The organism is Carboxylicivirga taeanensis, assembly GCF_051851475.1.
GTDB classification, from domain to species: domain Bacteria; phylum Bacteroidota; class Bacteroidia; order Bacteroidales; family Marinilabiliaceae; genus Carboxylicivirga; species Carboxylicivirga taeanensis.
Window position 1 is genome coordinate 182,465 of record NZ_JBPUSJ010000001.1, and the last position, 26,077, is coordinate 208,541.

Here is a 26,077-nt window from a genome sequence, read left to right on the forward strand (position 1 = left end):
GACGATAGTTTATTTTGCATTTAATCACTCCGAATAGGGTGTTCATCAATAAAAGAATAATGACAAAACTAAGTGTTAACATAAACAAAGTTGCAACACTTCGAAATTCAAGAGGTGGGAATACGCCCAGTGTATTGAAAGCAGCTGTTGATGTTCAGGAATTTGGTGGTGATGGTGTAACAGTTCACCCAAGACCAGATGAGCGCCACATCAGGTATAAAGATGTGTATGATATTCGCCCGGTGATTAAAACAGAATTTAACATTGAAGGCTACCCGTCAAAAGAGTTTATCGATCTTGTTTTGGCCGTTCGCCCGCACCAGGTGACCCTGGTACCCGATCCACCAGAAGCCTTAACTTCCAATGCCGGTTGGGATACGGTTACTAACATGAGTTTTCTGCAAGATGTTATTGGTCGATTCAGCGAAGCAGGCATACGTACTTCTATTTTTGTGGACACCGACCTAAAAAATATCGAAGCGGCGGTAAAAACTTGCACGGATCGTATTGAACTGTACACTGAACCTTACGCCACACATTTTGCCAAAGATCGTGAAGCAGCCATTGCCCCTTTTGTGGCAGCCGCTGAACTGGCGAATAAAATAGGTTTAAAAATCAATGCCGGACACGATCTGAACCTGGACAACCTAAAGTATTTTAACGAGTGTATTCCCTACCTAAAAGAGGTTTCAATAGGCCATGCGCTCATTAGTGATGCTCTTTACATAGGGCTTGAAAGAACCATACAGCTTTACCAGCAGCAACTTGTAAAAAGGTAATGCATGAAATTATATCATCGCGAATATGGTAAAAATGGCCCGGCACTGGTAATTTTGCATGGGCTCTATGGCTCCTCCGACAATTGGGTGTCGATAGCACGTCAGCTAGAAAACGACTATCGCATTTACCTAATTGACCAAAGGAATCATGGCCAGTCGCCACACAGCGATGAACACAATTACGAGAGCATGTCGAAGGATTTGCTTGAGTTTTTTGATGCCAACAAAATTGACAAAGCGCACCTGGCAGGACACTCAATGGGTGGAAAAACTGCAATGCGCTTTGCTTTGGCTTATCCTGAACGCATCAATAAGCTGGTTATACTCGACATTGCCCCTAAGTCTTATGCCTCATTCAGCAACTACGCTCAAATAACTAATAACCATCATTCGATTATTGACAGCCTGCTAAAATTGCAACTTGACGCGGCTGAGTCGAGACGCGATATCGATCGTCAGCTCAGCGCAAGCCTGCCAAATGTGAAACTTCGACAGTTCTTGCTTAAAAACGTTGAACGCAAAAAAGGGGGCACCTATCAATGGAGCTTAAACTTGCCGGTTATAAAAAGCACGCTTGATCAAATTATGGATGGGTTTTCGCAACTGAATCCAGACGACCACCACTCCACAATTCCGTCGATTTTTATCAGAGGTGAAGAATCGGACTACATCATGGATGAAGACACCCTTATCATCCGTAAGTTTTTTAAAAATGCAGAAGTGGTAAGCATTCCTAAAGCCGGCCACTGGCTCCATGCCGAGCAACCCGACTTACTGATTAAAACACTGGCCTATTTCCTGCTGGACTAGGCATGCTCAACAGCATCCTCATCAATTAACTCTTCTCCTTTAAAGCGCAGAAATAGCTGAGCCGTTGCCAAAACATCCTTCTCACAATACCTGGCAATGCGGTCAATGTCATTTTCTTCATAAAAAACACTTGCCACCTGGCTCCCATCAATATCATCCTTGGGTGATGGAATCTTAAAAATAGTGGTCAGCAAATTTAAAGAAGTATAGTGCTTATAATCCCCAAATTTCCACATATCCATCGTATCTAAAAACTTAACTTCCCAGGGTTTTTTGCCGGCAACATCCAATATGGGTGGTAAACGCACTCCATTAATCAGCATGCGCCGTGCGATGTAAGGGAAATCAAATTCTTTGGCATTATGTCCACAGATATTTTTTTGTGCATCGCGCGCAAAATGATTGAGCATCTGTCCAAAATCTTCGAGCAGCACCAGCTCATTATCACCGGCAAATGATTTCACTCTAAAAATACGATTTCCGCCCCGAGCTGAAATTACCCCAACCGAGATACAAATTATCTTACCAAACTCGGCATAGATACCTGCTCTTCCGTAAACATCTGCAGCCGACTCGGACTCCTGACGAAAGTAGGCCGATTTTTTTTCCCACAAACCCTGCAACTCCTCACTAACGTGATCAAAAGACGCTTCCTGCGGAACCGTTTCAATATCAAGAAACATGATATCCTCCACTCTAACATTATCAAGCATAGGCACTAGTTTAAACTGGTTATATTGCGTTCTATAAAGTGAGTTAGTATATTAATCGCTATACGGTTATTACCACCTTGCGGCACAATCAAATCGGCATAACGTTTAGTGGGTTCTATAAACTGAAGATGACTGGGCTTAACCGTTTCTTCATAGCGGTCGAGCACCATGTTAACCGTTCTGCCCCGCTCCATAATATCGCGCTGAATAACACGGGCCAAACGATCATCAGCATCAGCATGCACAAACACCTTCAAATCCATCAACTCCCGCAATTGTGCATGACCTAAAATCAAAATCCCTTCCACAATTATTACATCACGGGGCACCACCTCAACAGTTTCGTCGGCGCGCGTGCAAGTTAAATAAGAATATTGTGGCATTGCGACCGACCGCCCTGCTTTTAGTTCTGAGATGTGCTTAATCAGCAAGTCCCACTCAATGGCATTAGGGTGGTCAAAATTTATTTTTTGCCGTTCTTCAAGTGGCAAATGCCGGCTGTCTTTATAGTAAGAGTCTTGAGGCAGAACAGCTACTTCTCCCCGTGGCAATTGTTCCATTATTTTGCGAACAACTGTTGTTTTACCCGAACCGGTTCCTCCGGCTATACCAATTATCAGCATTTTACTAATTTTGTGATGGTTTTAATACAGACAAAATAAGTAAAATATTCGATTATGATTAAACATATTGTTCTCTTTAAGCTAAAAAGCTTTGATAACGAGGCGCTAAAATCGGCCAAGCTCACAGAAATTAAGGATGGCTTGCTTGCTCTGGAAGATAAAATTGATGCCCTACTATCAATTGAAGTAGGCATAAACTGCAATCCCAACGAAACCTTTGACATTGCCCTGACCACCACCTTTAACAGCTTAAAAGAGCTCGAGATTTACGCTCAACACCCCGATCATCTGGCGGTAAGTAAAATACTCAGAGAAGTATTAGAGGAGCGTTCCTGCGTGGACTTTGAGTTTTAACGAAGAACTTTGTTGCTGTGAATGACCCCACAGCTGTATGACATAAAAAAGGTGCTTCACAGCACCTTTCTTACTTCATCAGATTTTATATAATCAGGCATCAAGAGTCAAAAACCAAACTTACCTCGGAAATCAGCTATTAACTGCTCCAGCTCCATTTTAAATTCGACCAGGTAATTTTTGAAATATTTTTCACTAGATTCAAGTGACCCGTCACTGAACTCAAATACCAAATCAACTTCCCAGGCATCGCCTTCACCAGAAGGCTCGGCCAATGCCTCCACATTGGCTATCAAACTATTATCAGACTGGTATTTCAACTTCATCAAGGCAAATTCATTTAAAGCGCTTGCCAAATCTTCTGCGTAAGCCCGGCTATCGGGATCAAGCGCACTCAATCGCACTAATTCATTGTATAGCTGTCCGGTTTTAGCCTCAGTATACACCATCACCTCTTCAAGAGTAAAGTTATTAACAATGCTTGTAACAGGCATGTCGTTATTGCCTTTATCAAACACCATATCAAGATGGCTGCTGAAAATGGCATCATCACCATGGTTAAACCCCAGTGTCCAATACCCACTCTCATCCTCTACACCCAATTCACCACTCAAGTTAAAGGGCTGCGGATTAAAGGACATGGCCACTATTTCAAAAAAACCATCATCCGAAAAGCTGGCATTAACATTACTGGCCAATATGAGTTCATCCTTGATTTTAATGTTGAAATGCAACTTTTGGAGCGCCTGTTCCAAAACCGTTCCATCCTCCAGTGCATCGCCTTTTTGGGGGAAGGAGCCATTGTAAAAAAGCATATCAGAAATGGTCAACACAGCGGTATCACCTTCCAGGTTTTCACTAGCCGGAAACTTAAATATGACATCTGTCTCATGCTCTTTGAGCTTTTCAAAAGAAGCCGTGGTTCCGTTCCACTGCCACTCTCCACAGCCTTCCTTTTCCAGAACACTGCAATAATAATCTTTATCAAAGGTTAACTTCATCAACTCTTCGAAGTAGCAGTCTTCCGATTCATTTTGATACATGAGCTGCCCAATATTCACCACTGCTTTTAAGAACTGCACATTGCCGGTTGCCTCATCACTCAGACGCTCACTCATTGCATGGCTCAAAATGGCAAAATCCGTTCTACTGAGTTGATAAAGCTGATCATCTAACTTTTCAGCATTGGCATCCAATACACTTTTATCGTGTTCAGCACCTCGATTACTGTACGCCTCCATACTCATATCGTCATTGCAGGCCGCCAGCAAAACAACACCAGCCAATAATATCCACACAAATCCCCTCATATACAAGTGGTCATTAGATTGTTTGACACCATTTTGAATTCATCAGCTAAACTGGCTATTGAAGAACCTTCCTCTCAAAACAGGCTTAATCTGATGGATCGCTTTTTAAATATTCTTTCCTGTATATGAGACAACGGAGCGATTAGTTACACGTATTACAAAAATTATCTAGTCGCGAGAGTGTGCCATCCTGTTGCTTAATGGCTGTATCCTGCGATTAAAAATGATACAGCGGGCAATAAAAGATATAAACTGGTAAGCACCAGTCTGTAAACTCAAAAAAGCCGTCCTTTTAAAGACGGCTTTTGACTGTAATATACTAAAGGCTGCAAAATTTATTCTGTCGTAAGAAACTGATGCACACTTTTGGCTGCTTCCCGGCCTTTGGCAATTGCAGTAACCACCAAACTTGCCCCGTTTGCAGCATCACCTGCTGCAAACACACCAGCTTTACTTGTCTGATAACTGCCATCCACTTTAATGTTTCCACGGGCATCCAACTCGAGGCTAAGCTCGCTTACCACCCCTTCATGAACCGGACTCACAAATCCCATGGATAATAACACCAGCTCAGCATCCATTACAAAGGCTGTTTCTGGCTTTTCGCTCATCTGCCACTGCCCGTTTTCACCTTTGCTCCAGTCGACTTCCACAAGCTCTACCTGCTTCAACTTCCCATTTTCACCGATAAAACGTTTGGTATTGAGACTCCACCTACGCTCACAGCCTTCACTATGCGAAGTTGATGTTTTCAATACATTAGGCCAGTAAGGCCATGGATTACCTGCGCCTCTTTTTTCCGGCGGCTTAGGCAAAATCTCTATCTGCGTCACTGATTTGGCCTTTTGACGGTTAGATGTTCCAACACAATCACTTCCTGTATCACCGCCTCCAATAACCAGTACATTTTTCCCTGTGGCCAACAGACGATCATCATTGGAGACTACTTCACCCCGATTCACCTTGTTTTGTTGCGTTAGAAAGTCCATTGCAAAATGCACACCATCTAAATCGCGCCCTTCCACGGGCAAATTACGAGGTTTCATGGCTCCAATTGTCAGCACCACTGCATCAAATTCATTCATTAAGGCTTCTCCTTTCAGATCAGCACCCACAGCCACATTGGTTTTAAAAACAATTCCCTCCTGCTCAAAAATAGCAATGCGGCGATCAATCACTTTTTTATTTAGCTTAAAATCTGGAATACCATAGCGCAACAACCCGCCAACGGCATCATCTTTTTCAAAAACAGTCACAGTATGTCCGGCCTGATTGAGCAAATCAGCAACCGACAAGCCTGCCGGCCCAGAACCAACAACTGCCACTTTCTTACCGGTCCGCTGCGCTGGCACACGCGGTTCGATATAGCCTTCTGAAAAAGCCCGTTCTACTATGGAACATTCATTTTCACGGATAGTGACGGCCTCATCATGGATGGCCAATACACAGGATTTCTCGCAGGGATTCGGGCATATACGTCCGGTAAATTCAGGAAAACTATTAGTTGAATGTAGGATATCACTCGCCAACTTCCATTCGCCCTTATACACCGCATCCTGCCATTCAGGAATTTTACTGCCTACGGGACATGCCCAATGACAAAACGGAATGCCGCAGTCCATACAGCGGGATGCCTGCAGGGTGCGATCAGCCAGGTTCAGCGTTTGCTCAACCTCCCCATAATCGTCTACTCGTTCGGCTACCGGGCGATAACCACCTTCCTTACGCCCATATTTTATAAAACCTTTGGGATCTGCCATAATCATTAATTTTAAAGAAATCGGGGCGGCTCCTTTGAGCCTTATCACTCATTCTCTTTCATACCCCGATGCTCTTTTATTATATAGCTTTAGCTACTTAATCTCTTTAATTAAACACATTCGCACAAAACAACTTGCTTATTCTCTGATGTATGGTGCATCTTCGGTTTCGCGCAGCTTACGCTCCAGTTCTTTTATTTTTTCCTCCTGCAGCACCTTCTTGTACTCAAAAGGAATGACTTTAACGAACTTAGGCAAATAGGATGTCCAGTTAACCAGAATTTCCTGGGCCTTGTCACTATTGGTATGGAGCAGGTGCTTATTCAGCATAAACTGTAATTCCTGAACATCGGCCGCATCTTCTACCGGACTTAAATCAACAAGCCCCTTATTGCAGTAGTAATCAAGATGCCCCGTTTCGTCAAGCACGTAGGCTATTCCTCCACTCATACCAGCTGCAAAATTGCGCCCTGTAGGCCCCAGGACCACCACACGTCCACCAGTCATGTATTCGCAACAGTGGTCGCCTACCCCTTCAACAACAGCATGTGCCCCGGAGTTACGAACTGCAAAGCGCTCGCCTGCCACTCCACGCACGTAAACATGTCCGCTGGTAGCGCCATACAGCACTGTGTTACCAATTATGATATTATCTTCTGGCTTAAAACTACTTCCCTGCGGCGGCACAACAATAATTTTACCTCCCGACAGTCCCTTGCCCAGGTAATCATTGGCATCTCCTTCCAGTCGGAAACTGACTCCATTAACCAGAAATGCCCCAAAGCTTTGTCCGGCCGAACCAAAAAAAGTACAATTGATGGTATTTTTGGGCAAGCCCTGCTCCCCATACCTTTTGGACACTTCACCAGAGAGCATGGCTCCAACGGTTCGATCGGTATTGACGATGTCGCTGGCCATCCATACTTTTTGCTGATTGATGATAGCCGGCTGCGCTTGTTTGATTAATGAGCGGTCCAGCACCTCATCGAGCTTATGATCTTGTTCTGTGGTGTGGCGAATCGGATACTTCTTGCCCTCTTCAGGGAAATACAATAGACGACTTAAATCCACCCCTTTTGTTTTCCAGTTACCAACAGAAGCATCCTGCTCGAGCAAATCAGTGCGACCAATCACCTCTTCAAGAGACCTGTATCCCAACTGCGCCAGATATTCTCTTACCTCCTCGGCAATAAAGCTGAAGAAGTTGACTACATATTTATATTTACCAATAAACCGTTTGCGTAATTCCTCGTCTTGGGTGGCGATACCTGCCGGACAGGTATTCAGATGACATTTACGCATCATCACACAACCTAAAGTTACCAGGGCCGAAGTGGCAAAACCGTACTCTTCGGCTCCCAACAAGGCCATCTTAATCACATCCAAACCAGTTTTCAATTGTCCATCCGTTTGCAGCTTCACCCGGCCACGTAGGTTATTCATCACCAGTGTTTGTTGAGCTTCGGACAAACCTATCTCTACCGGTAACCCGGCATGCTTAATAGAGCTGGTTGGACTGGCACCCGTTCCGCCTTCAGTACCACTTATCACAATGAGGTCGGCATGCGCTTTAGCCACACCCGCAGCTACCGTTCCCACACCGTTGACAGACACCAGCTTCACACTAATGCGTGCTGAAGGATTGGTGCTTTTGAGGTCGTATATCAACTGGGCCAAATCCTCGATGGAATAAATATCGTGGTGAGGCGGAGGTGAAATCAATGTAATTCCCGGCGTTGAATTGCGCAGTCGGGCAATTATCTTATCAACCTTAAAGCCAGGCAGCTGCCCACCTTCGCCAGGCTTGGCTCCCTGCGCCACTTTGATCTGCAGTTCATCTGCGTTGATTAGGTAATTATTAGTTACCCCAAACCGACCACTTGCTATTTGCTTGATGGAACTCCTGGCCGGACTCTTGAACCGCTCAGCATCTTCACCACCCTCACCGGTATTACTGCGACCGCCAATCTCATTCATTGCCAGAGCCATCGCCTCATGAGCTTCTTTCGAAATAGAACCATATGACATGGCCCCTGTAACAAAGCGCTTCATAATTTCCGATGCCGGCTCAACTTCACTGATATCAATCGGGGTTCGCTCCTTTAATTTCATCAGCCCGCGAATAAATAATGGTGTTTTATTATCCGCATCCACCTGACGACTGTATTCTTTATATTTACTATAATCACCTTCGGATGTTGCCCACTGCAGCAACCCAACCGTTTCAGGGTTCCATCCATGCTTTTCACCATATTTCCGGTAAGCATAACTTCCTTTTGTATCGAAAGGATTACTCTGAAAAGTAGGTGCATATGCCTTTTGGTGATCCAGGATGCTCTCCTGTGCTATTTCATTGAGGCTAACCCCTCCAATTTTGGTAGGCGTACCGGTGAAATACCTGTTAATAACCTCTTCAGACACTCCAATGGCCTCAAATATTTGCGCTCCATGATAAGAGCGCAAAGTACTGATTCCCATCTTAGACAACACCTTCAACAGGCCTTTATCAACTGCTTTTATGTAGTTTTCTCGCGCTGTGGTGTAATCAACATCAATCTTGCCCGCCTTCACCATTTCATTAATGGTGGCAAAGCATACATAAGGATTAATCACACTGGCCCCGAAACCAAGTAGCAATGCAAAGTGCATCACTTCCCTTGCTTCACCCGTTTCGACCACCAGGCCTACCTGCATCCGCTTTTTTGCTTTAATGAGGTGATGATGGGTAGCTGCCACAGCCAATAATGATGGGATGGCAGCATGCTTTTCATCAATATCCTTGTCACTCAAAATGATGTAATTCATTCCATCATCCACAGCTTTCTCCGCTGCCTGACAAATGTTCTCTAAAGCAGCCTCCAACCCTTTTTCGCCTTCTGCAACAGGAAAAGTCATGGGAATTTTTACGTGCGTAAACTCTTCACGCATGTAATCCTTTATTTTTCCTAAATCAGTATTGGTCATCAGCGGGCTCTCAAACTTAATTGAGCGACACTGTGACGGCTCTTCCTTTAACAGATTCTTAGACACCGACCCTATGTAGCTTGTTAAAGCCATCACCAAGCCCTCGCGAATAGGGTCAATAGGCGGGTTGGTAACCTGGGCAAATAGCTGCCTGAAATAGGAGAAGAAACGCTGAGGCTTATCGGACAGAACAGCAATTGGCGTGTCATTTCCCATTGAGCCGATGGGCTCACCGCCTGTTTGAGCCATTGGCACAATCACCTGCTCAAAATCTTCGCGGTTATAACCAAACGCTTTTAAATAGGTATCGTACTTTTCTCCCAGACCCGATGGCACGCGCACTTCAACTTCAATATCGCGCATGCGAATGCGGTTCTCTTCCAGCCAGTTCCCATAAGGTCGACGCTTAGCCAGCTGCGACTTTATCTCTTCATCAGGAATAATTACCCCCAACTGAGTATCTACCAACAACAGCTTACCGGGTTTCAACCTCCCTTTTTCGCGGATTTCGTGGGCTTCAAAAGTTTGCACCCCTACCTCGGAGCCCATCACAATCATGTCGTCCTTAGTAATCACATAACGTGAGGGACGCAGGCCGTTGCGATCCAAAGTACCACCCACATAGCGTCCATCGGAGAACACAATAGAAGCTGGTCCGTCCCACGGCTCCATAATGGTTGAATGGTATTCGTAATAGGCTTTCAGGCTTTTCGGAATAGGGTTTTTACTGTTCCACGATTCGGGCACCAGCATGCTTAAGGCATGCGGCAAGGAACGACCGGTGAGGAATAAAAACTCCAACACATTATCCAGCGAAGCCGAGTCACTCATATCAGGAGTAATGACCGGAAACAGTTTCTTTAAATCGTCGCCAAACAAATCAGACTCCAACAAACTTTCACGGGCCTGCATCCATAAGCGATTTCCTCTTATCGTATTAATTTCTCCATTATGAGCCATAATACGGAAAGGCTGAGCCAAATCCCAGGTTGGAAAAGTATTGGTACTAAAACGCGAGTGTACCAGTGAAATGGCACTCTTTACTCGGCGATCCTTCAAGTCAAGGAAATACAAGCCTAATTGCTCAGGCGTCAACATTCCCTTATAAATAAATATTTTTGATGATAAGCTGGGCAAATAGAAAGCTGCTTTTTGCTGAAGCTCTGAGGCTCTAACAGCATTCTCAGCTTGCTTGCGCGCCAGATAAAGACGACGCTCCAAAGCATCCTGCTCATAGTTACCCTTAACAAACACCTGCCGGATTTTCGGCTCATTCCCTTTGGCTATTTCTCCAATCACCTCACTATCAACAGGAACTTCTCTATAACCGATTAGTTCCAACCCTTCCGACTCAAAAAACCGATTCAGAGTTTGTTGGCAGAAAGTCGCCTCTTTTTCATCCTGAGGTAAAAAAACCAATCCGGTACCATATTTTCCAGCTGAAGGCAGGTTAAATCCAAAAGTCTTAAAATAGTCATGCGGCACTTGCATCAAAATACCAGCTCCATCCCCCGACTTATTATCTGAACTTTCGGCACCGCGGTGCGTCATGTTTGTCAGCACCTCCAAGCCTCGCATCACTATCTCGTTGGATTGCGTCCCTTTAATATTGGCCACAAATCCAATTCCACAATTATCATGTTCATTGGCAGGATCGTACAACCCTTGAGGATTTGGAAATCGTTTTGTCATACTGTAATTCTTTAAGAGAAAAATCTACTAATACCCCCTTCGAAAGGAAATCATAATATCGCCGTTGGATTGGATGAATTACAAATAAAGCACCTTTCATTCGGAAAGTATTTGATGCTTTTATATTATAATCCGAAAGCAAAAATAGCGTTTTCATTTATATATACCAACAAATCATGAGGAAAGCTTGCCTTTTTTATGACTTTTGGCATACTTCAGGTTGGCGCCTGTTCGACATACATCATTACCATACCTGATAATGTCTATTTGGTATTCAAATGGTTAGATAATTCTTCCCCATGACCATAAACAAGCATTTTGAATAGAACGGCATCACAAAAACACAATCAAGCACTGAATCAACAAGCACGTCACCTTTCAATTCATCACTTTTTACGACCCACCCCCTTTCAAATAGGGGCTATTTCATTGTTATTTGTATTATTTTGATATTTACCCCCTAGTTAATGGGGGTGTGTATTGTTTTTTATATACTTTTACACCGTCAACCTATAAAAAAACAGGGTACCCACCAGAAAAAACAGTTTTTTTTAAAGCCGACATCCCCCAATCAACAAGATGCCGAAACGAAAAATTAACAATTTAACCATGCAACTATGAAACAGATTTTATTGATTTTGGGATTAGTGCTAAGCGTATTACCCACGAACGGTCAAAAGACCAACAAAAGTACCTTCGACATTTCAACAGCCCTCGTTTCTCGCTATGTTTGGCGAGGCGTTGAATTTGGCAACTCACCTGCAATTCAACCATCACTAACCTATAATAACCGAGGCTTGTCTGTTGGTGCCTGGGGGAATTACAGCTTTAATACAAACACCAGAGGAACAGAATTGGACCTGTTTGCGGCATATGAATTTGATTTTGGATTAAAACTTAGCATTACCGACTACTACTTCCCGATAGAAATCACTAAAATAACTGGCAAGACCGCTATCGAAACTGGCGCATTCATTGGAGAGATGACAGATGAGCGAACTGGCGACTATTTTGACTACAAAAACAATCACTTCTTTGAAGTTGGCTTAAATCAAAGACTCAACAAGCTCTCTTTATCTGCCAACTACTTCTTCTCAGCCAATATGAGTCAGGATTTCTATTGCGAAGCCTGCTATGACTTAAAGCTGTGCACCCTGTTTATGGGCGGCGGCAACAAGAGCTACACAAACAAAGGGCAATTTGACATAGTCAATATTGGCATCAGTGCAACAAAACAAATGCAACTAAGCGAAACCTATTCACTTCCTCTATTTGCAGCCGTTATTCTTAACCCCAATGTTAATCAGTTACATTTTGTGGCCGGAATAAACCTGTAGATGCACTATGGCCGCTACTCACAGATGCCATCAGGGAAGCACACAACCTATTTCACAGTTAGAATACCTGCCCGACCACAGAGCCAAAAAGCAAGCGTGGTTTGCCAAGAAAAACAATACAAAATCACCATTATTAAAACAACACATATGAAAAAGATTGAAGCAATCATTCGTTTAACACGTTTTGAAGCCGTGAAAAAAGCACTGAAAGAGCACGACATCACATTCTTTTCGTATTGGGATGTGAGAGGAACAGGTGTTGCACGCGAAGGACATCTATACAGAGGCACTCAGTACGATACAAGCATTATCGAAAGACGCCTGATTTCAATAATTGTTCGGGATGAGAATAAGAGCAAAACAATAGAAACAATTATCGATGCCGCTAAAACCGGAGAGATCGGGGACGGCCGAATTTTTGTCTCCGATGTTGAAGAAACCTACCGCATCAGAACTGGTGAATCAGGTCCGGAAACTCTTTACGAGAAGTAATCAAAAGCAATTTAAGAAACCTTAAAAACTGAAAATTATGGACGCAAATAGCGCATTAGATATCCTTTGGGTCTTACTGGCCGGAATTTTAGTCTTTTTTATGCAGGCAGGCTTTGCCATGGTGGAAGCTGGTTTTACACGAGCAAAAAACGTGGGCAACATCATTATGAAAAATTTTATGGACTTCTCAATTGGCTCCCTGATGTTCTGGAGCATTGGCTACAGCATCATGTATGGCGGCGAAGGGGCTTTTTGGGGCAGCTTTGATTTTTTCTATAACGACCGTACTGACCTGCATAATCTCTTTTTTCAAACCGTATTTGCAGCAACTGCCGCAACCATCGTTTCCGGCGCCATGGCTGAACGGACCAAATTCAGTACTTATCTGCTGTTTTCATTAATCATTACCGTGGTCATCTACCCGATATCAGGCCATTGGGTTTGGGGTGGTGGTTGGCTAAGCACCATGGGGTTTCATGATTTTGCGGGCTCCACAGTGGTTCATTCGGTGGGCGGATGGACAGCACTGGCCGGTGCCTGGACCATTGGGCCGCGCATTGGAAAATACAACGGGCAAGCCAATGCCATACCCGGTCACAACATGGTGCTGGGTGCCCTCGGTGTGTTTATTCTCTGGCTTGGCTGGTTTGGATTTAACCCCGGCTCCCAGCTGGCAATCAGCGGAGATAATGCTTATGCTGTGGCCCGAATCGTTATTGCCACCAACCTGGCGGCTGCAGCCGGAGCGATTGCCACCATGTTTGTCACCTGGATGCGATATGGTAAGCCTGATCTGTCAATGACTCTCAACGGTGCTTTAGCCGGACTGGTAGGCATCACTGCGGGTTGCAACATTGTTTCTCCAGCCGGAGCAGTGGCCATTGGGGCACTATCTGGCCTTGTGATTGTTTTTTCAATTGAATTTATCGACCAGAAATTAAAAATTGATGATCCGGTTGGGGCCATCTCTGTTCATGGTGTTTGTGGCGCCATGGGGACTATATTAGTTGGATTTTTTGCAACAGATGGCGGAGTACTATATGGCGGAGGATTTTCCCTGTTAGGCATACAGGTACTCGGGGTTTTATCCATTGGAATTTGGGCAATGGGAATTGGACTCCTCCTGTTTAGAGGATTAAAAGCCACATTGGGTTTAAGGGTTTCAGAGCAAGAAGAGCGAGAGGGACTTGATATTCACGAACACGGTCAGAGCTCCTATAATTATTAAGCCAACAACATATAAAAGGTCCTATCAGCCTTTCTTAAAGACATGCCGCTAAACTTTCTAACCCGAAAGATGATGGCCTGTGCTGGTGGAGCACAGGCCATTTGCTAGGTATTCTATTGAAAAAACTCATCATGAATGGCCTCAATTGCAGCATCACGGTCGTCCTTGGCCACCATAAAATAACTGGCTACGGCCGAGGCACCAGAAACAATCATTTGCACGTTTATGGATTTTTTCGCCAAAGACATAAACAGGCGTCCGGCCACTCCTGGCCGATCCAACAACCCTTCACCAACCACTGCAATGGTTGAAATCTGCTCTGAAGCAATCACCTCGGTAATTGAGGATAGCTCCAGCTCATCCACAATCTTATAGGCCCGCTTAATATCTTTTGCCGACAGCAACAGGTTAATGACAATCTGAGAGGTAATAACCGACTTGATATTGATGCCAGCCCGATCCAGGGCCACTGTTACCTTTGCCAACACCCCTTTTTTGAGGCCCACACCCGGACCTCGCATCTTCAAAATGCAAAAGTCATCGCTGTAAGTCACACTTTTAATGATGCAGTCCGTTACAATCTCGGTCCCGTGCACAATCGTTCGGGGGGCCACACTGCCATCAAAGGCATCGATATTTCCAATATGAATTGGTATCCCCACCTCTTTAAGCGGCTCTACCGTGCGCGGATGTAATATACTAGCTCCAAAGTAAGATAATTCGGCCGCCTCGGCATACGACAGGTGAGTAATGCGTTTAGGCGCCCGTACCAACTTCGGATCGGCGCTCATAAAACCATCCACATCTTTCCATACATCCAACGATTCAGCCTCGAGGCAACGTGCAATTGCTGCGGCTGAATAGTCACTGCCGCCGCGGCCCAACAATGTCACCTTCCCTTGTTCCGAAACCCCATAAAAGCCAGGTACGATATAGACTTTATTTCCGGCCAGACGCTTTTGTACATTGGGCGCTGACACCTCAAAATCGACGGTTGCATTACCAAACTCCCCATCAGTAACTAAGGGCATTTGCTCGGGCAAGGCTTCTTCCGCATCAATCCCATTACTTTGCAAAATGGATGTTAAAACCAGTGAACTTAAGCGCTCACCATAACTCAAAATAACATCCTCAACAAACTCTGGCACATCGCCAATGTAATGTATACCCGTCAAGTAACGCCCCAACTCTTTAATTCGCGACTGAACGGCATTGAGTGTTTTATCCTGCCATTCCTTATCCTCAAAATTTTCCAGAATAGTTTCCTCTTTCAGTTCCCTCAGAAACCGGATCAGCTTTTCAATATTGGTTTCATCTTTTTTTACCTCTTCCATTGCCTTTATCAGATGATTAGTAATTCCGTAAAACGCAGAAACTACAATAACCATTGGTCTGTCATAGGCTTTTATAACTCGAACAAGCTTTTGAATATCTTCTTTTTTCTTCAGGTTGGAACCTCCAAATTTGGCAACTATTTTCTTCATTGATTGATATAGGTATATGATGGCATAAAGCCGTTAATAAACAGATTTACCAGCTGACTAAATCAGACTAATAGAAATTGTGTGGTGAAAATTTAAGCCCGACCGGGCATTCGAAAGAATCGTACTAATAACATATTAAGCTGTTTAAATTCATTAACACCCCTAGGGGAATCAGGTTTTGGCACCTGCCTCATAGGTGGTTGCCAGAGGTTCAATGAGCCTGTCTCTCCCCTCTTCTCAATAAACTCAAACATCCTGCATATTGTATGCAGAATTTGTGCAAACTTAAGGTATCACAACAAATTTACCAAATAGAAAAAGCGTTATCTCCGAGCCCACAACGAATCATCCTTAAGCATCTGCTTCAAGTCGGGATGCTTCAATTCAAATCCCAACAAATCTTTCGAACGCTGATTACTGACAAGCTTAGACATGGAATCGTCAGTGATGAAAGTAGGCACCTCCCTGCCGGCCAATTGAGCTGCCAAAGTATAGAATTCTTCTTTACTTGGATGCGAATCGGCCACACCATTAAGCACCCCTGGAAAACAATCCTTTTCAATAATGGCTTCTATCAGCCGAATGCAATCATCAAGATGAATCAAATTAATGGGTTGTTGCGCTCCGTTAACGGCCTTGTCAGAAGTAAAAAAACGCCCTGGATACCGCTCACCTCCTACCAGGCCTCCAAAACGCACAATGGTTGTTTGAAAGCTGGCCCTTTGAAAAAGCCGCTCAATATCAAGCAAGGCATTGATGCCGTCTGCTATAGTTTCCGTATCCGATTCGCACGCGATTTGCCCTTTAGACGGATAAACAGAGGTGGAACTCACAAAAATAAGCTTTGACAAATCGGCCTCTTCAATGAACCTAACCAAAGGCTGATACGCTTCTACTTGTCTAAACACCTTCGTGGGTGGGATATTAATAACCAAATAGTCAGCTTGAAAAAAATCACTTTGCAGCGTTTTCGGATCCTTCAAATCAATCAGAAACGGAGAGAGGCCATTGTTCTTAAGCACCTCCAGCTTAGCAGATGAAGTGGTTGAACCTTTCACCTGCCACCCCTGGCTGTAAAGCTGCTTGGCTAAAGGCAGTCCTAACCACCCACATCCTAAAATACTTATTGACTTACCCATAAATGATTAACCTTTTCACCAACAAAATGTTTAATAGCGATTCATGCAAGAGCTTCGTATTGTTCGTATAAATGCGTCAGGCTTCTTTATACGTTCAAAAAAATCTTCCAGATAGCGCAGTAGTTGCTTTCGATGTTTAAGATCCAGGTACTCAAAGTTGAGAATGATTTCATACAAACCCTCTTCCACAGCCACAAACTCATCTATCAACTGATAGTAATTATCATCATAGTCGCGACACCGCCCGGTATAATCGCGCTCTGTAACCTGCTTGGCCCTCGACCACTCCGCAGGTTTGGCATAAGCTGCATTTACAAATCCGGCATGATCAAAATCGTAAGGTATGGCCGTAACCTCTTCACGACGATAACCGAAACGCTTGATGAACAGAATATTGTGTCCTCCCTTAATGCGCCAGTCGGTATTTCCAATCATGTAGTTAAATAGAGCAACCCGATCGGCATCCAAGGCATTAATTTCATGTTCTTTGAAATACTCCCCTTTAACTTCAATAGTGTTTGTCCGCTCAGCCATCATGCGCACAGGCTCAAGCATAAACCCCAATGCCCGATAGTTTTTCCCTTTTTTTCCCCTATCAAAATAGTAAATATCGCATAAACGGGTTCGCAGGGCGTAAGGACTAACCTGCTCCCAAAGCTTGTAAATCAGATATTCTTCGAGCATATACTCTCTGTAGGTCTTATTATCAATACAATGCGTCACCAGCTTAACCTTGGTCAGATAGCCATCTGTGGTAAAAAGTGTATCTGGCTTAAAGTTGAGCATAACCGGCGGAAAGTGGCAATTATCTCTTCGAAAATTACCTCTGGCCCGGCATCGCACATCAATCGCAGCCGAATCCTCTTCAGAAAAATAAAAGACCACTTTACTGGGACAATACTCCTCACTTTTTTTTCGGATGTGTGAGGTCACATCGAAATACAAACTCATTGTAAGCAGCTCATCACTGGCAAAAAGGGATGGATAAACCGGCTTTGTCTGCTCCTGCGAAATACTCATCAGCTGGCAGCCACTATAGATAGCAAGCAATAATAGTATGTGCTTCATATTAACACCCCTTCAATATTTAATTGATAATTTATAAAAAAAAATGCAGCCTCGAAAATCTGCTTGATATTCAAATTTTTAATACGTAGTTTGAAGTTATAAAAATAGCTAGCGTATGTATTTATTCGCCATTGATAATCAAGAAGAATTGCAAGAGGGTGTAACAAGAGTATTAGGGGAGCAATTCAACTATATTGAGTACCAGACATCCATTCCCAAAGATATTGATACCACTGTGCACGAAGTTCGGAAAGCTCTTAAGCGAATAAGAGCACTCCTGCGCCTGATACGCTGGGACATTGGCGAAGAATTATTTTTACGTGAAAACAGAAAGTTCAGGGAACTGGGCCGTCAGCTGTCGGCACTACGCGACTACCATGTTATCATTACCCACCTGGCATCCCATTTTGAGGCTCAGGAACTGCAAATACCTGAAGCCAATTATATCCGTCTGGTGGAACATGTCAACCAATTAAAAGAAACTGAACTAAAACAACTTGTAGACCAAAAAACATTAGTAGCCATAAAAAATGAGATGTCCTTTGCCCGCGAAGAGCTTGCAAATTACCCATTAGAGTCGTTGGGGCCGCACACAATCAAGCACGGGGTAAGCCACATCTACAATCAGTGTCTCGACAAGATTACTGAGTCTCAACTTAAACTGGACGACCACCCGCTGCATGAACTGCGCAAAAAGGTAAAATACCTGCTTAACCAAATGACACTCATTCAGGAGGTTTGGCCCGATTTTTTTAAACACTATTCCCTTTCATTAAAACGAGCATCAGATTTATTGGGTGATGATCATAACATTGCTGAAACCATCATTTTAATCAACAAACTTCCTGACGGTACAGTTTCTGTTGATGATAAAGCCAAATTAACCCAATCGTTTCAATCTGAACGCGAACAAATACATCGGGAATTATGGCCACTGCTGGGAAAACTCTTCACCGAAGGGGCCAGTGCCTTTGTTAAACGCATCACCTCTTACTGGCTGATCAGCAGAGAATAGCCGCAGCAAAAGAACCTCTCTCCCAAATGGTTTAAACGGAGTAAATTTTCTATTATCGACGAACAATTCCAGAAATTACCTGTTTATTTCAGAAAACTCGAACTTATGTATAATGGATTGCTTCATGCCCACAGCGGCATCAGATATTTAGCTTTGCTATTTATTGTATTAGTACTGATACAAAGCCTTATTGCCTGGACGGGCCAAAAAAGATTTGAAAAAAGTCACAAATGGCTAATCAACATTAACGTTGGCACATTTATTAGCCAGTTTATCATTGGCATTACCCTTTACATCATCAGTAGTAAAGTACTATTTGACCCAGCAACTTTCAAAAGCACCCTTCTGCGTTTTTACACTCTGGAACACCCTTTGTTAATGGTAATTGCCAGCTTGCTGATTATCCACTATTCATTCAAAGCAAAGGCCAACACCACCAAGCAGACACACAAACGCATTTTCATTTCACATGCCATTGCTCTGCTCTTGATTATAGCAGCCATTCCCTGGCCCTTTAGAGAGCAATTAGGAGCTGGCTGGTTCTAAGGTAGAAAGAGATTTTTTATTATAATGGTAAAAATCTTATCTTCACTGCTCATTTAATTTCAACAACTAACCTATGATGTTTCTTGAAGCTAAACGAGTGGTGAAGAAATATGCTAACCACCTGGCACTAAACGAAGTTGATTTACAGGTTCCTGCCAACAGCATTTATGGTCTTCTCGGGCCTAATGGCGCAGGAAAAACAACGTTGATACGCATTATCAACCAAATTACCGGTCCCGACTCCGGCGAAATTATTTTCAACGGTCGGCCTCTTCAGCCAAAAGACGTTCAAAACATTGGCTACCTGCCCGAAGAACGAGGGCTATACAAAAAAATGAAAGTAGGCGAACAAGCAATTTATCTGGCCCGCCTTAAAGGTCTTTCGCGAAACGATGCCATCAAAAAGTTAAAGTACTGGTTCGAAAAATTTGAAATTCAAGCCTGGTGGGATAAAAAAGTTGAAGAGCTCTCGAAGGGAATGCAGCAAAAAATCCAGTTTGTGGTAACCGTTCTTCACGAACCACAGCTGCTAATTTTTGATGAGCCTTTTAGTGGCTTCGACCCGATTAATGCCAATCTGCTGAAGCAGGAAATACTGCAACTCAAAGAAAATGGAGCGACCATCTTGTTTTCGACACATAACATGGGCTCGGTTGAAGAGCTATGCGACCACATCACCCTGATTAACCAGTCTCAAACCATTTTAAATGGTCCTATTGACAGCATCAGACAGAGCTACAAAGACAACCTGATAAAGCTTGATTTTATTGGTAACGAGGCGCTCATTGCAGAAAAATTGAAGGAGGGCTTTGACGTAGAAAGTGTTAACAAAGTAAACGGACACCATACTGCTTTTGTGAAATTGCTCGATGACACCACCATCAACCAGCTGATTGGCAACGTCATTAACGATGTTCAAATTGTTGGCCTGCAAGAAGTATTGCCAACCATGAATGACATTTTTATTAAGGTAGTTGAACACAGCAACCAGTCGAAAAACCTAAAATAGCCCACCATGAGTAAGATTTCATTAATTATACAAAGAGAATACATCACCCGTATTAAAAAGAAGAGCTTCATTGTGATGACCATTCTTGGGCCCATCCTGTTTGCCGCCATGATGGTACTACCCAGCTGGTTTGCCTCAATGGAAGATACCGAGTCCAAAAGTATCGCAGTAGTTGATCATACCGGTAATTATACGGATCGAATCAAAAACACTGATTTGATTAAATTTAGCTGGCTGAATAAGGAAGAAGCTCAGAACATTACAGAAACCTATCAGGAAAAAGGCTATGATGCTTACCTGGTTATCGAAAATGACTTGCTTCAACAGCCCGATGCAGCTAAAATTTACTCCGAATCGCAAATTACCTTTGATGTAAAAGAGCACATTGCACGTAATCTGGAGAAATACCTTGAAACTGAAAAACTCAACAGTTATCAGATTGACGGCCTTGATGCCATTATTAAAGACATCCATAATGTGGATATCCAATTAAAAACCATTAAGCTGGACGAAGATGGTACAGAGAAGGAAAGCTCTACCGAGATGGTGATGATTGTTGCCCTTGTATTTGCCCTTATGATCTACATGTTTGTTATTGTTTATGGCATGCAGGTAATGCGCGGAGTGATGGAAGAGAAAGTGAGCCGCATCGTCGAAGTCATCATTTCCTCTGTAAAACCGTTCCAGCTGATGATGGGTAAAATTATTGGCATTGCTTTGGTGGCCCTCACTCAGTTTGTGCTATGGATTGTCCTTACCTTGTCCATTGTTGGTGTGCTGCATACTGTGTTAGGAGGCGATGCATCGAACCTTCCAGCCGGAAACCAGGTAGAAATGGTTAACTCGACGGACGCACAGCAGGCCAGTGAGTTTGCCCAAGGGTTTAATAACATTTTAGATAAAGTAGTTTCCCTGGATTTAATTGGCAGCCTTATATTGTTTGTTTTCTATTTCCTTGGAGGTTATCTGTTGTACGCGAGCCTCTTTGCGGCCATTGGCGCAGCGATGGATAACGAAGCCGACAGTCAGCAATTTATCATGCCCGTAATGATGCCGCTGATATTAGCCATATACATAGCGATGGCTGCCTTTCGCAATCCCACGGGCGACTTGGCATTCTGGTTTTCGATGTTCCCATTTACCTCTCCGGTGGTAATGATGGCACGCATCCCGTTTCAACCACCAATATGGGAAATAGTACTTTCAATCGCCATTCTGGCTGGAAGCTTTATATTCACCACCTGGTTTGCCGGCCGCATATACCGCACTGGCATCCTGCTGTATGGAAAAAAAGTATCGTACAAAGAGTTATGGAAGTGGTTTAAATACTCAGGTCGTTAAACCCACCCTATTTCACAATGAAATTGAGAGGCTGTTTCAACAAGAAGCAGTCTCTTTTTTATTCTACAAGTGATTTGTGTATTTTAGTCGACCTAATTATAGCACTATATGAGAATAGCAATCATAGATTTGGGCACCAACACCTTTAACCTGCTGATAGCCGAACAAACAAAAAACAGTTACACCGTATTATTGGAAGATAAATATCCGGCCAAGCTGGGAAAGGGCGGCATCAACGATAACCGCATTGTACCGGAGGCAATGGAGAGAGGCATCACTGCCTTAAAAACACATTTAAACACCATGCAGCCTTACCAGGTAGACAAGGTGGTATGCATGGCCACGGCCGCCATAAGAAGTGCTGCCAATGGGCAGGATTTTATCGATCGGGTAAAAAACGAATTGGGACTCACCATTAATGTCATTGACGGACAAAAAGAAGCCGAGCTCATTTTCGATGGTGTAAAACAGGTAGTGCCTATCGGCGATGAACGTGTTATGATTCTGGATATTGGAGGTGGTTCCAATGAGTTCATCATTGCCAATAAAGAAGGCGTTCTTTGGAAACATAGTTTTGATTTAGGAATGGCCCGCCTGCTTGATCGCTTTCAGCCTTCCGACCCAATTACCTCACAGGAAATAGAAACTGTTGAAAACTATATTAAAGAAGAACTGAGCTTGCTGTACAAGGCAATAGCTGAATACCCAACAAGCACATTAATTGGCTCCTCCGGCTCTTTTGACACCATTTCGTCCATGATTGCCGCCATCCACCATCCGCATCTGGACATGAGCAAAGTGATGACCTATCAAATTTCCATGTCGCATGCAAAAGACATGCACACACGTCTGGTAACATCCACTGCCCAAGAGCGTAAAAACATGGAGCGAATGGATTTGCACCGCGTCGAAATGATTGTACTCGCCAGTATTTTTATTAACTTCATCGTTAAAGAGTTTGATATAAAAGAAATATGGCAATGCGGCTTTGCTCTCAAAGAAGGTACAATCTTACAACTCCTTAACAACGAACTTTAGATTATGGCAAAAATACTTGTAATAGACGACCAACGCAGCATTCGCAATACACTTAAAGACATACTTGAATACGAAAATCACACGGTTGACTTGGCTGAAGATGGTGAACAGGGCCTCGAACAGTTCAAAGCCAATAAATACGATGTCATTTTGTGCGATATAAAAATGCCTAATATGGATGGCATGGAGGTGCTCGATAAATTGATTGAGATAAACCCTGATGCTCCCATCATTATGATATCGGGACACGGAAACATTGATACGGCCGTTGAAGCCATCAAAAAAGGAGCCTACGATTTTATTGAAAAGCCATTGGATCTGAACCGCATGCTGGTAACTATTCGCAATGCCATAGAAAAGAAAGATCTGGTAACCGAAACAAAAGTTCTGAAACGCAAAGTGAGCAAAACCTACGACATGGTTGGTGAGTCGGAACCAATTATTCGTGTGAAGGAAATGATTGAAAAAGTGGCTCCTACCGATGCCAGAGTGCTGATAACCGGTGAAAATGGCACTGGCAAAGAGCTGGTAGCTCGTTGGTTACACGAAAAAAGCAACCGGGCAGGGCAACCATTTATTGAAGTCAACTGCGCGGCAATTCCATCCGAATTAATTGAGAGTGAACTTTTTGGCCATGAGAAGGGTGCTTTTACTTCGGCTCATAAACAGCGAAAAGGCAAATTCGAACAAGCCAATGGAGGCACTATCTTTTTAGATGAAATTGGCGATATGAGTTTGGCCGCGCAGGCGAAGGTGCTGCGTGCCCTTCAGGAAAACATAATCAGTCGCGTAGGGAGTGACAAGGATATAAAAGTAGATGTACGGGTCCTGGCCGCCACCAATAAAAACCTGAAAGACGAAATTGCCAACAATCATTTTCGTGAAGATCTCTATCACCGACTGAGTGTGATTTTAATACATGTTCCGGCCTTAAACGATCGTAAAGATGACATCCCTTTGCTCACTGAGCATTTCACAAGCATTATCTGCGAAGAGTTGGGGATGAACAATAAGGAATTTACAGATGAGGCCATTGAAGAACTAAAAGCCATTAACTGGACTGGCAACATCCGAGAGTTCAGGAACGTTATTGAGCGACTTATCATTTTAGGACAGACAACCATAAGCAAAGAAGATGTATTGGCCTATGCCCGACCAATGAATTGATCGAATGAGAACAGAAGAAGATTTTTTAGGACAACTATCACTTCCGGATGAGGCCCTCTACGGCATCCACTCAGCCCGGGCTGTTGAAAACTTTATGAATCAAAACCCATTCTCCCTTGAATGGTACAAAGCCGTAGGCCTGGTTAAACTGGCCTGTTATCGAACCTATCAAAAGTTTAAAGCAGCTGCTGAAGAAAAGTTTAATCCACAAGATCTTCCTCTGCGTTTTTTCGACGATGCCACCATCAACGCCCTCATTAATAGCGCCAGCCAGGTAAGCCAGGGGAAACACTTCGACCACTTTATTGTACCCGCGATTCAGGGGGGAGCAGGCACCTCCATTAATATGAATATTAATGAAATCATCACCAACGTAGCCTTACTTGAGCTCCATCAGCCGCCAGGTCATTATCAGGTGATAGACCCATTTGAGCAGGCCAATGTGTTTCAATCCACTAACGATGTAATCCCCACTGCCTTAACTGTGGCAGCCATGCAGCTCTTAAATGAACTGGAGGCAGCAATTAATAACCTTAGAGCTCAGGTGGAAAAACAAGAAGCAAAACACCGCAACACCATCCGTCAGGGCTATACTCAAATGCAAGCAGCTGTTCCCAGCACCTACGACAAACTATTCAGCACCTATAACAACGCCTTGTCGAGAGACTGGTGGCGCGTATCCAAATGCCTGGAGCGCATAAAAGAAGTAAACCTCGGCGGCGGAGCCATAGGTACAGGCATCAGTATTCCCCGCTTTTTCATTATGCATGTTAGTTCCGAACTGCAGCAGCTAAGCGGACTCCCGATAACACGAGCAGAAAACTTATGCGATGCAACGGCTAACCTCGACCGTTTTGTAGAGGTACATGCCACCTTAAAGGCGCATGCTGTTAATCTGGAGAAAATGGTGAATGACTTACGCCTCATGAGCTCCGACCTATTCAGGCACCACGAGTTACATATACCTCAACGTCAAGTGGGCAGCTCCATTATGCCTGGCAAAGTCAACCCGGTTATTCCCGAATTTATCATCAGTGCAGTTCATAAAATATATGCAAACGATCAGCTGATTACAGCATTATGTGGCCAGGGCTGCCTCGATTTAAATGCGTATATACCCAGCATTGGCCATGCCCTGTTAGAATCAATCAAACTAATCATTAGCTGCAACAACACGCTAAAATGTAATTTGGTTGATCACCTGGAAGTAACACCGCTCACTGCTAAACCCCATGAAGTCTACTCCAACCCTTCGGTGACAACAGCTCTCGTCCCTTTTTTAGGTTACCACAAAGCTGCAACTATAGCTAACTGCATGAAGGAACACAACATTAATATATTTGAAGCCAATACAAAGTTGAAGTTGATGGAAAGCACGCAGCTGGAAGAGCTAATGCAGCCCGAATTCCTTATACGTCAAGGCTATAGTTTAAACGAACTCAAATAACTTACTGAAGATCAAAAAAATGCGCATTCATGCGCGAAATTCAAAGTTCTTTCATATATTTAACATCAATATAGCACTAAACTAACTACTTAACACCCTTTTAACACTGTGAATCACGTCACAAACGAACACAATAATGCATCCATTGATAAAAGCTCTGGCATGAAGCAAGCCTTTCACTTCACATATGATCTTGTTAGTGTCGGAATCGTTGAAGGGAAAGTACAAGCAAACAATCAGACTGTAAATTTCAGATTAACAAACAACAGCAATCCGCTTAGCGATCTTCTTAAAGGAATGATTAGCCTGATTTTTGAGCCCTCACATATTTGGGGTGAAGACAATGTTAGTTGGGTGGACTGGTACGAGGAAGAAGGTGGACTTAAATGGGTGCTATCGACAGAGGACGGACACGTAGTGCATGTGAAAATTATTCGTTACGATGATTTTTTTGATGAGTCATCAGGCCGCGTTGTGCTGGATACCGCAATGGGACTTCTCGATTTATATTACGCCATTATCCACCGTCTCGACATACTAATTAAGAAAACCGGGCTGCTTAATTATGAGCAGAAGTGGCAAAAAGATGAATTCCCCTTTACCTATTTTCTATTGCTTAAAAAGCACCTCATCGAAAAGGGCCACTGGATACCAACTAAAGAGCGCTTGGGAACGCTTAATGATGAAATTGATTTCCTATTAACCTGATTCATCATATCTTTTCTACCATCCGTCAATAAATACAGCAACGTAAACGCATT

The 26,077-nt window shown here is 43.6% G+C and carries 22 protein-coding genes and 1 riboswitch; of the genes, 14 read left to right on the plus strand and 8 right to left on the minus strand.

All coding sequences use genetic code 11. The features are described 5' to 3' along the window. Positions 1 to 59 precede the first annotated feature (59 nt). Positions 60 to 779 carry a pyridoxine 5'-phosphate synthase gene (locus ACSX1H_RS00895; protein WP_439181638.1) on the plus strand — a complete coding sequence of 240 codons (720 nt, stop codon included), beginning with the start codon at positions 60 to 62 and terminating at the stop codon, positions 777 to 779. Positions 780 to 782: 3 nt separating this feature from the next. Further along, entirely contained in the window at positions 783 to 1,589 is an 807-nt protein-coding gene (locus tag ACSX1H_RS00900) for an alpha/beta fold hydrolase (protein ID WP_439181639.1), read from the plus strand. On the opposite strand, the gene ACSX1H_RS00905 is transcribed toward ACSX1H_RS00900, so the two are convergent. Both ACSX1H_RS00905 and udk read right to left on the minus strand, forming a co-directional pair. Continuing rightward, entirely contained in the window at positions 1,586 to 2,302 is a 717-nt protein-coding gene (locus ACSX1H_RS00905; RefSeq protein WP_439181640.1) for a 3'-5' exonuclease, read from the minus strand. The two genes, ACSX1H_RS00900 and ACSX1H_RS00905, sit on opposite strands and share 4 nt — an antisense overlap. A 5-nt stretch (positions 2,303 to 2,307) precedes the next feature. Beyond that, a complete protein-coding gene (gene udk / locus ACSX1H_RS00910) occupies positions 2,308 to 2,925 on the minus strand; it encodes a uridine kinase (RefSeq protein WP_439181641.1) in 618 nt (205 codons plus the stop codon). Positions 2,926 to 2,979: 54 nt separating this feature from the next. Between udk and ACSX1H_RS00915 the strand changes: the two genes are divergently transcribed. Next, a complete protein-coding gene (locus ACSX1H_RS00915; RefSeq protein ID WP_439181642.1) occupies positions 2,980 to 3,279 on the plus strand; it encodes a Dabb family protein in 300 nt (99 codons plus the stop codon). 107 nt (positions 3,280 to 3,386) lie between these two features. On the opposite strand, the gene ACSX1H_RS00920 is transcribed toward ACSX1H_RS00915, so the two are convergent. From ACSX1H_RS00920 to gltB, 3 genes are all read right to left on the minus strand, one after another. After that, positions 3,387 to 4,589 carry a hypothetical protein gene (locus ACSX1H_RS00920; RefSeq protein WP_439181643.1) on the minus strand — a complete coding sequence of 401 codons (1,203 nt, stop codon included), beginning with the start codon at positions 4,587 to 4,589 and terminating at the stop codon, positions 3,387 to 3,389. Positions 4,590 to 4,924: 335 nt separating this feature from the next. Further along, entirely contained in the window at positions 4,925 to 6,349 is a 1,425-nt protein-coding gene (locus ACSX1H_RS00925) for a glutamate synthase subunit beta (protein ID WP_439181644.1), read from the minus strand. A 138-nt stretch (positions 6,350 to 6,487) separates the two neighbouring features. Further along, a complete protein-coding gene (gene gltB / locus ACSX1H_RS00930) occupies positions 6,488 to 11,005 on the minus strand; it encodes a glutamate synthase large subunit (protein ID WP_439181645.1) in 4,518 nt (1,505 codons plus the stop codon). A 617-nt stretch (positions 11,006 to 11,622) separates the two neighbouring features. Here gltB and ACSX1H_RS00935 point away from each other — a divergent pair. The 3 genes from ACSX1H_RS00935 (at position 11,623) to ACSX1H_RS00945 (ending at position 14,062) form a co-directional block, all read left to right on the plus strand. Further along, positions 11,623 to 12,342, plus strand: coding sequence for a TorF family putative porin (locus ACSX1H_RS00935; protein WP_439181646.1), 720 nt, complete (start codon positions 11,623 to 11,625; stop codon positions 12,340 to 12,342). A gap of 147 nt (positions 12,343 to 12,489) precedes the next feature. Then, on the plus strand, positions 12,490 to 12,834 hold the full coding sequence (locus ACSX1H_RS00940; protein ID WP_439181647.1) for a P-II family nitrogen regulator: 345 nt from the start codon (positions 12,490 to 12,492) through the stop codon (positions 12,832 to 12,834). 37 nt (positions 12,835 to 12,871) lie between these two features. Further along, positions 12,872 to 14,062 (plus strand): ammonium transporter, encoded by a 1,191-nt coding sequence (locus ACSX1H_RS00945; RefSeq protein ID WP_439181648.1) that lies wholly within the window; start codon positions 12,872 to 12,874, stop codon positions 14,060 to 14,062. 113 nt (positions 14,063 to 14,175) lie between these two features. Here ACSX1H_RS00945 and ACSX1H_RS00950 read toward each other — a convergent pair whose 3' ends face one another. From ACSX1H_RS00950 to ACSX1H_RS00960, 3 genes are all read right to left on the minus strand, one after another. Further along, on the minus strand, positions 14,176 to 15,546 hold the full coding sequence (locus ACSX1H_RS00950; RefSeq protein ID WP_439181649.1) for an aspartate kinase: 1,371 nt from the start codon (positions 15,544 to 15,546) through the stop codon (positions 14,176 to 14,178). A 147-nt stretch (positions 15,547 to 15,693) separates the two neighbouring features. Continuing rightward, positions 15,694 to 15,793, minus strand: a riboswitch (SAM riboswitch). Positions 15,794 to 15,869: 76 nt separating this feature from the next. Beyond that, the gene (locus ACSX1H_RS00955) at positions 15,870 to 16,685 is read right to left on the minus strand and encodes an SDR family oxidoreductase (RefSeq protein ID WP_439181650.1); all 816 of its coding nucleotides are present in this window, start codon (positions 16,683 to 16,685) and stop codon (positions 15,870 to 15,872) included. A gap of 30 nt (positions 16,686 to 16,715) precedes the next feature. Further along, positions 16,716 to 17,753 (minus strand): hypothetical protein, encoded by a 1,038-nt coding sequence (locus tag ACSX1H_RS00960; protein ID WP_439181651.1) that lies wholly within the window; start codon positions 17,751 to 17,753, stop codon positions 16,716 to 16,718. A 115-nt stretch (positions 17,754 to 17,868) separates the two neighbouring features. Between ACSX1H_RS00960 and ACSX1H_RS00965 the strand changes: the two genes are divergently transcribed. The 8 genes from ACSX1H_RS00965 to ACSX1H_RS01000 all read left to right on the plus strand — a co-directional run bounded on the left by ACSX1H_RS00965 (position 17,869) and on the right by ACSX1H_RS01000 (position 26,024). Beyond that, positions 17,869 to 18,768, plus strand: a complete 900-nt coding sequence (locus tag ACSX1H_RS00965) for a CHAD domain-containing protein (protein WP_439181652.1) — start codon at positions 17,869 to 17,871, stop codon at positions 18,766 to 18,768. A 105-nt stretch (positions 18,769 to 18,873) separates the two neighbouring features. Next, positions 18,874 to 19,314 carry a hypothetical protein gene (locus tag ACSX1H_RS00970; protein ID WP_439181653.1) on the plus strand — a complete coding sequence of 147 codons (441 nt, stop codon included), beginning with the start codon at positions 18,874 to 18,876 and terminating at the stop codon, positions 19,312 to 19,314. A gap of 73 nt (positions 19,315 to 19,387) precedes the next feature. Next, entirely contained in the window at positions 19,388 to 20,323 is a 936-nt protein-coding gene (locus ACSX1H_RS00975; protein ID WP_439181654.1) for an ABC transporter ATP-binding protein, read from the plus strand. Positions 20,324 to 20,329: 6 nt separating this feature from the next. Beyond that, positions 20,330 to 21,664, plus strand: a complete 1,335-nt coding sequence (locus ACSX1H_RS00980) for an ABC transporter permease (RefSeq protein ID WP_439181655.1) — start codon at positions 20,330 to 20,332, stop codon at positions 21,662 to 21,664. A 108-nt stretch (positions 21,665 to 21,772) separates the two neighbouring features. Then, positions 21,773 to 22,702 carry a Ppx/GppA phosphatase family protein gene (locus ACSX1H_RS00985; RefSeq protein WP_439181656.1) on the plus strand — a complete coding sequence of 310 codons (930 nt, stop codon included), beginning with the start codon at positions 21,773 to 21,775 and terminating at the stop codon, positions 22,700 to 22,702. Positions 22,703 to 22,705: 3 nt separating this feature from the next. Next, complete coding sequence (locus ACSX1H_RS00990) at positions 22,706 to 23,869, plus strand: sigma-54-dependent transcriptional regulator (protein ID WP_439181657.1); 1,164 nt, start codon at positions 22,706 to 22,708, stop codon at positions 23,867 to 23,869. A gap of 4 nt (positions 23,870 to 23,873) precedes the next feature. After that, positions 23,874 to 25,316: a lyase family protein gene (locus tag ACSX1H_RS00995; protein WP_439181658.1), complete on the plus strand. Its 1,443-nt coding sequence runs from the start codon at positions 23,874 to 23,876 to the stop codon at positions 25,314 to 25,316. 162 nt (positions 25,317 to 25,478) lie between these two features. Then, positions 25,479 to 26,024 (plus strand): hypothetical protein, encoded by a 546-nt coding sequence (locus ACSX1H_RS01000; RefSeq protein ID WP_439181659.1) that lies wholly within the window; start codon positions 25,479 to 25,481, stop codon positions 26,022 to 26,024. Positions 26,025 to 26,077 lie beyond the last annotated feature (53 nt).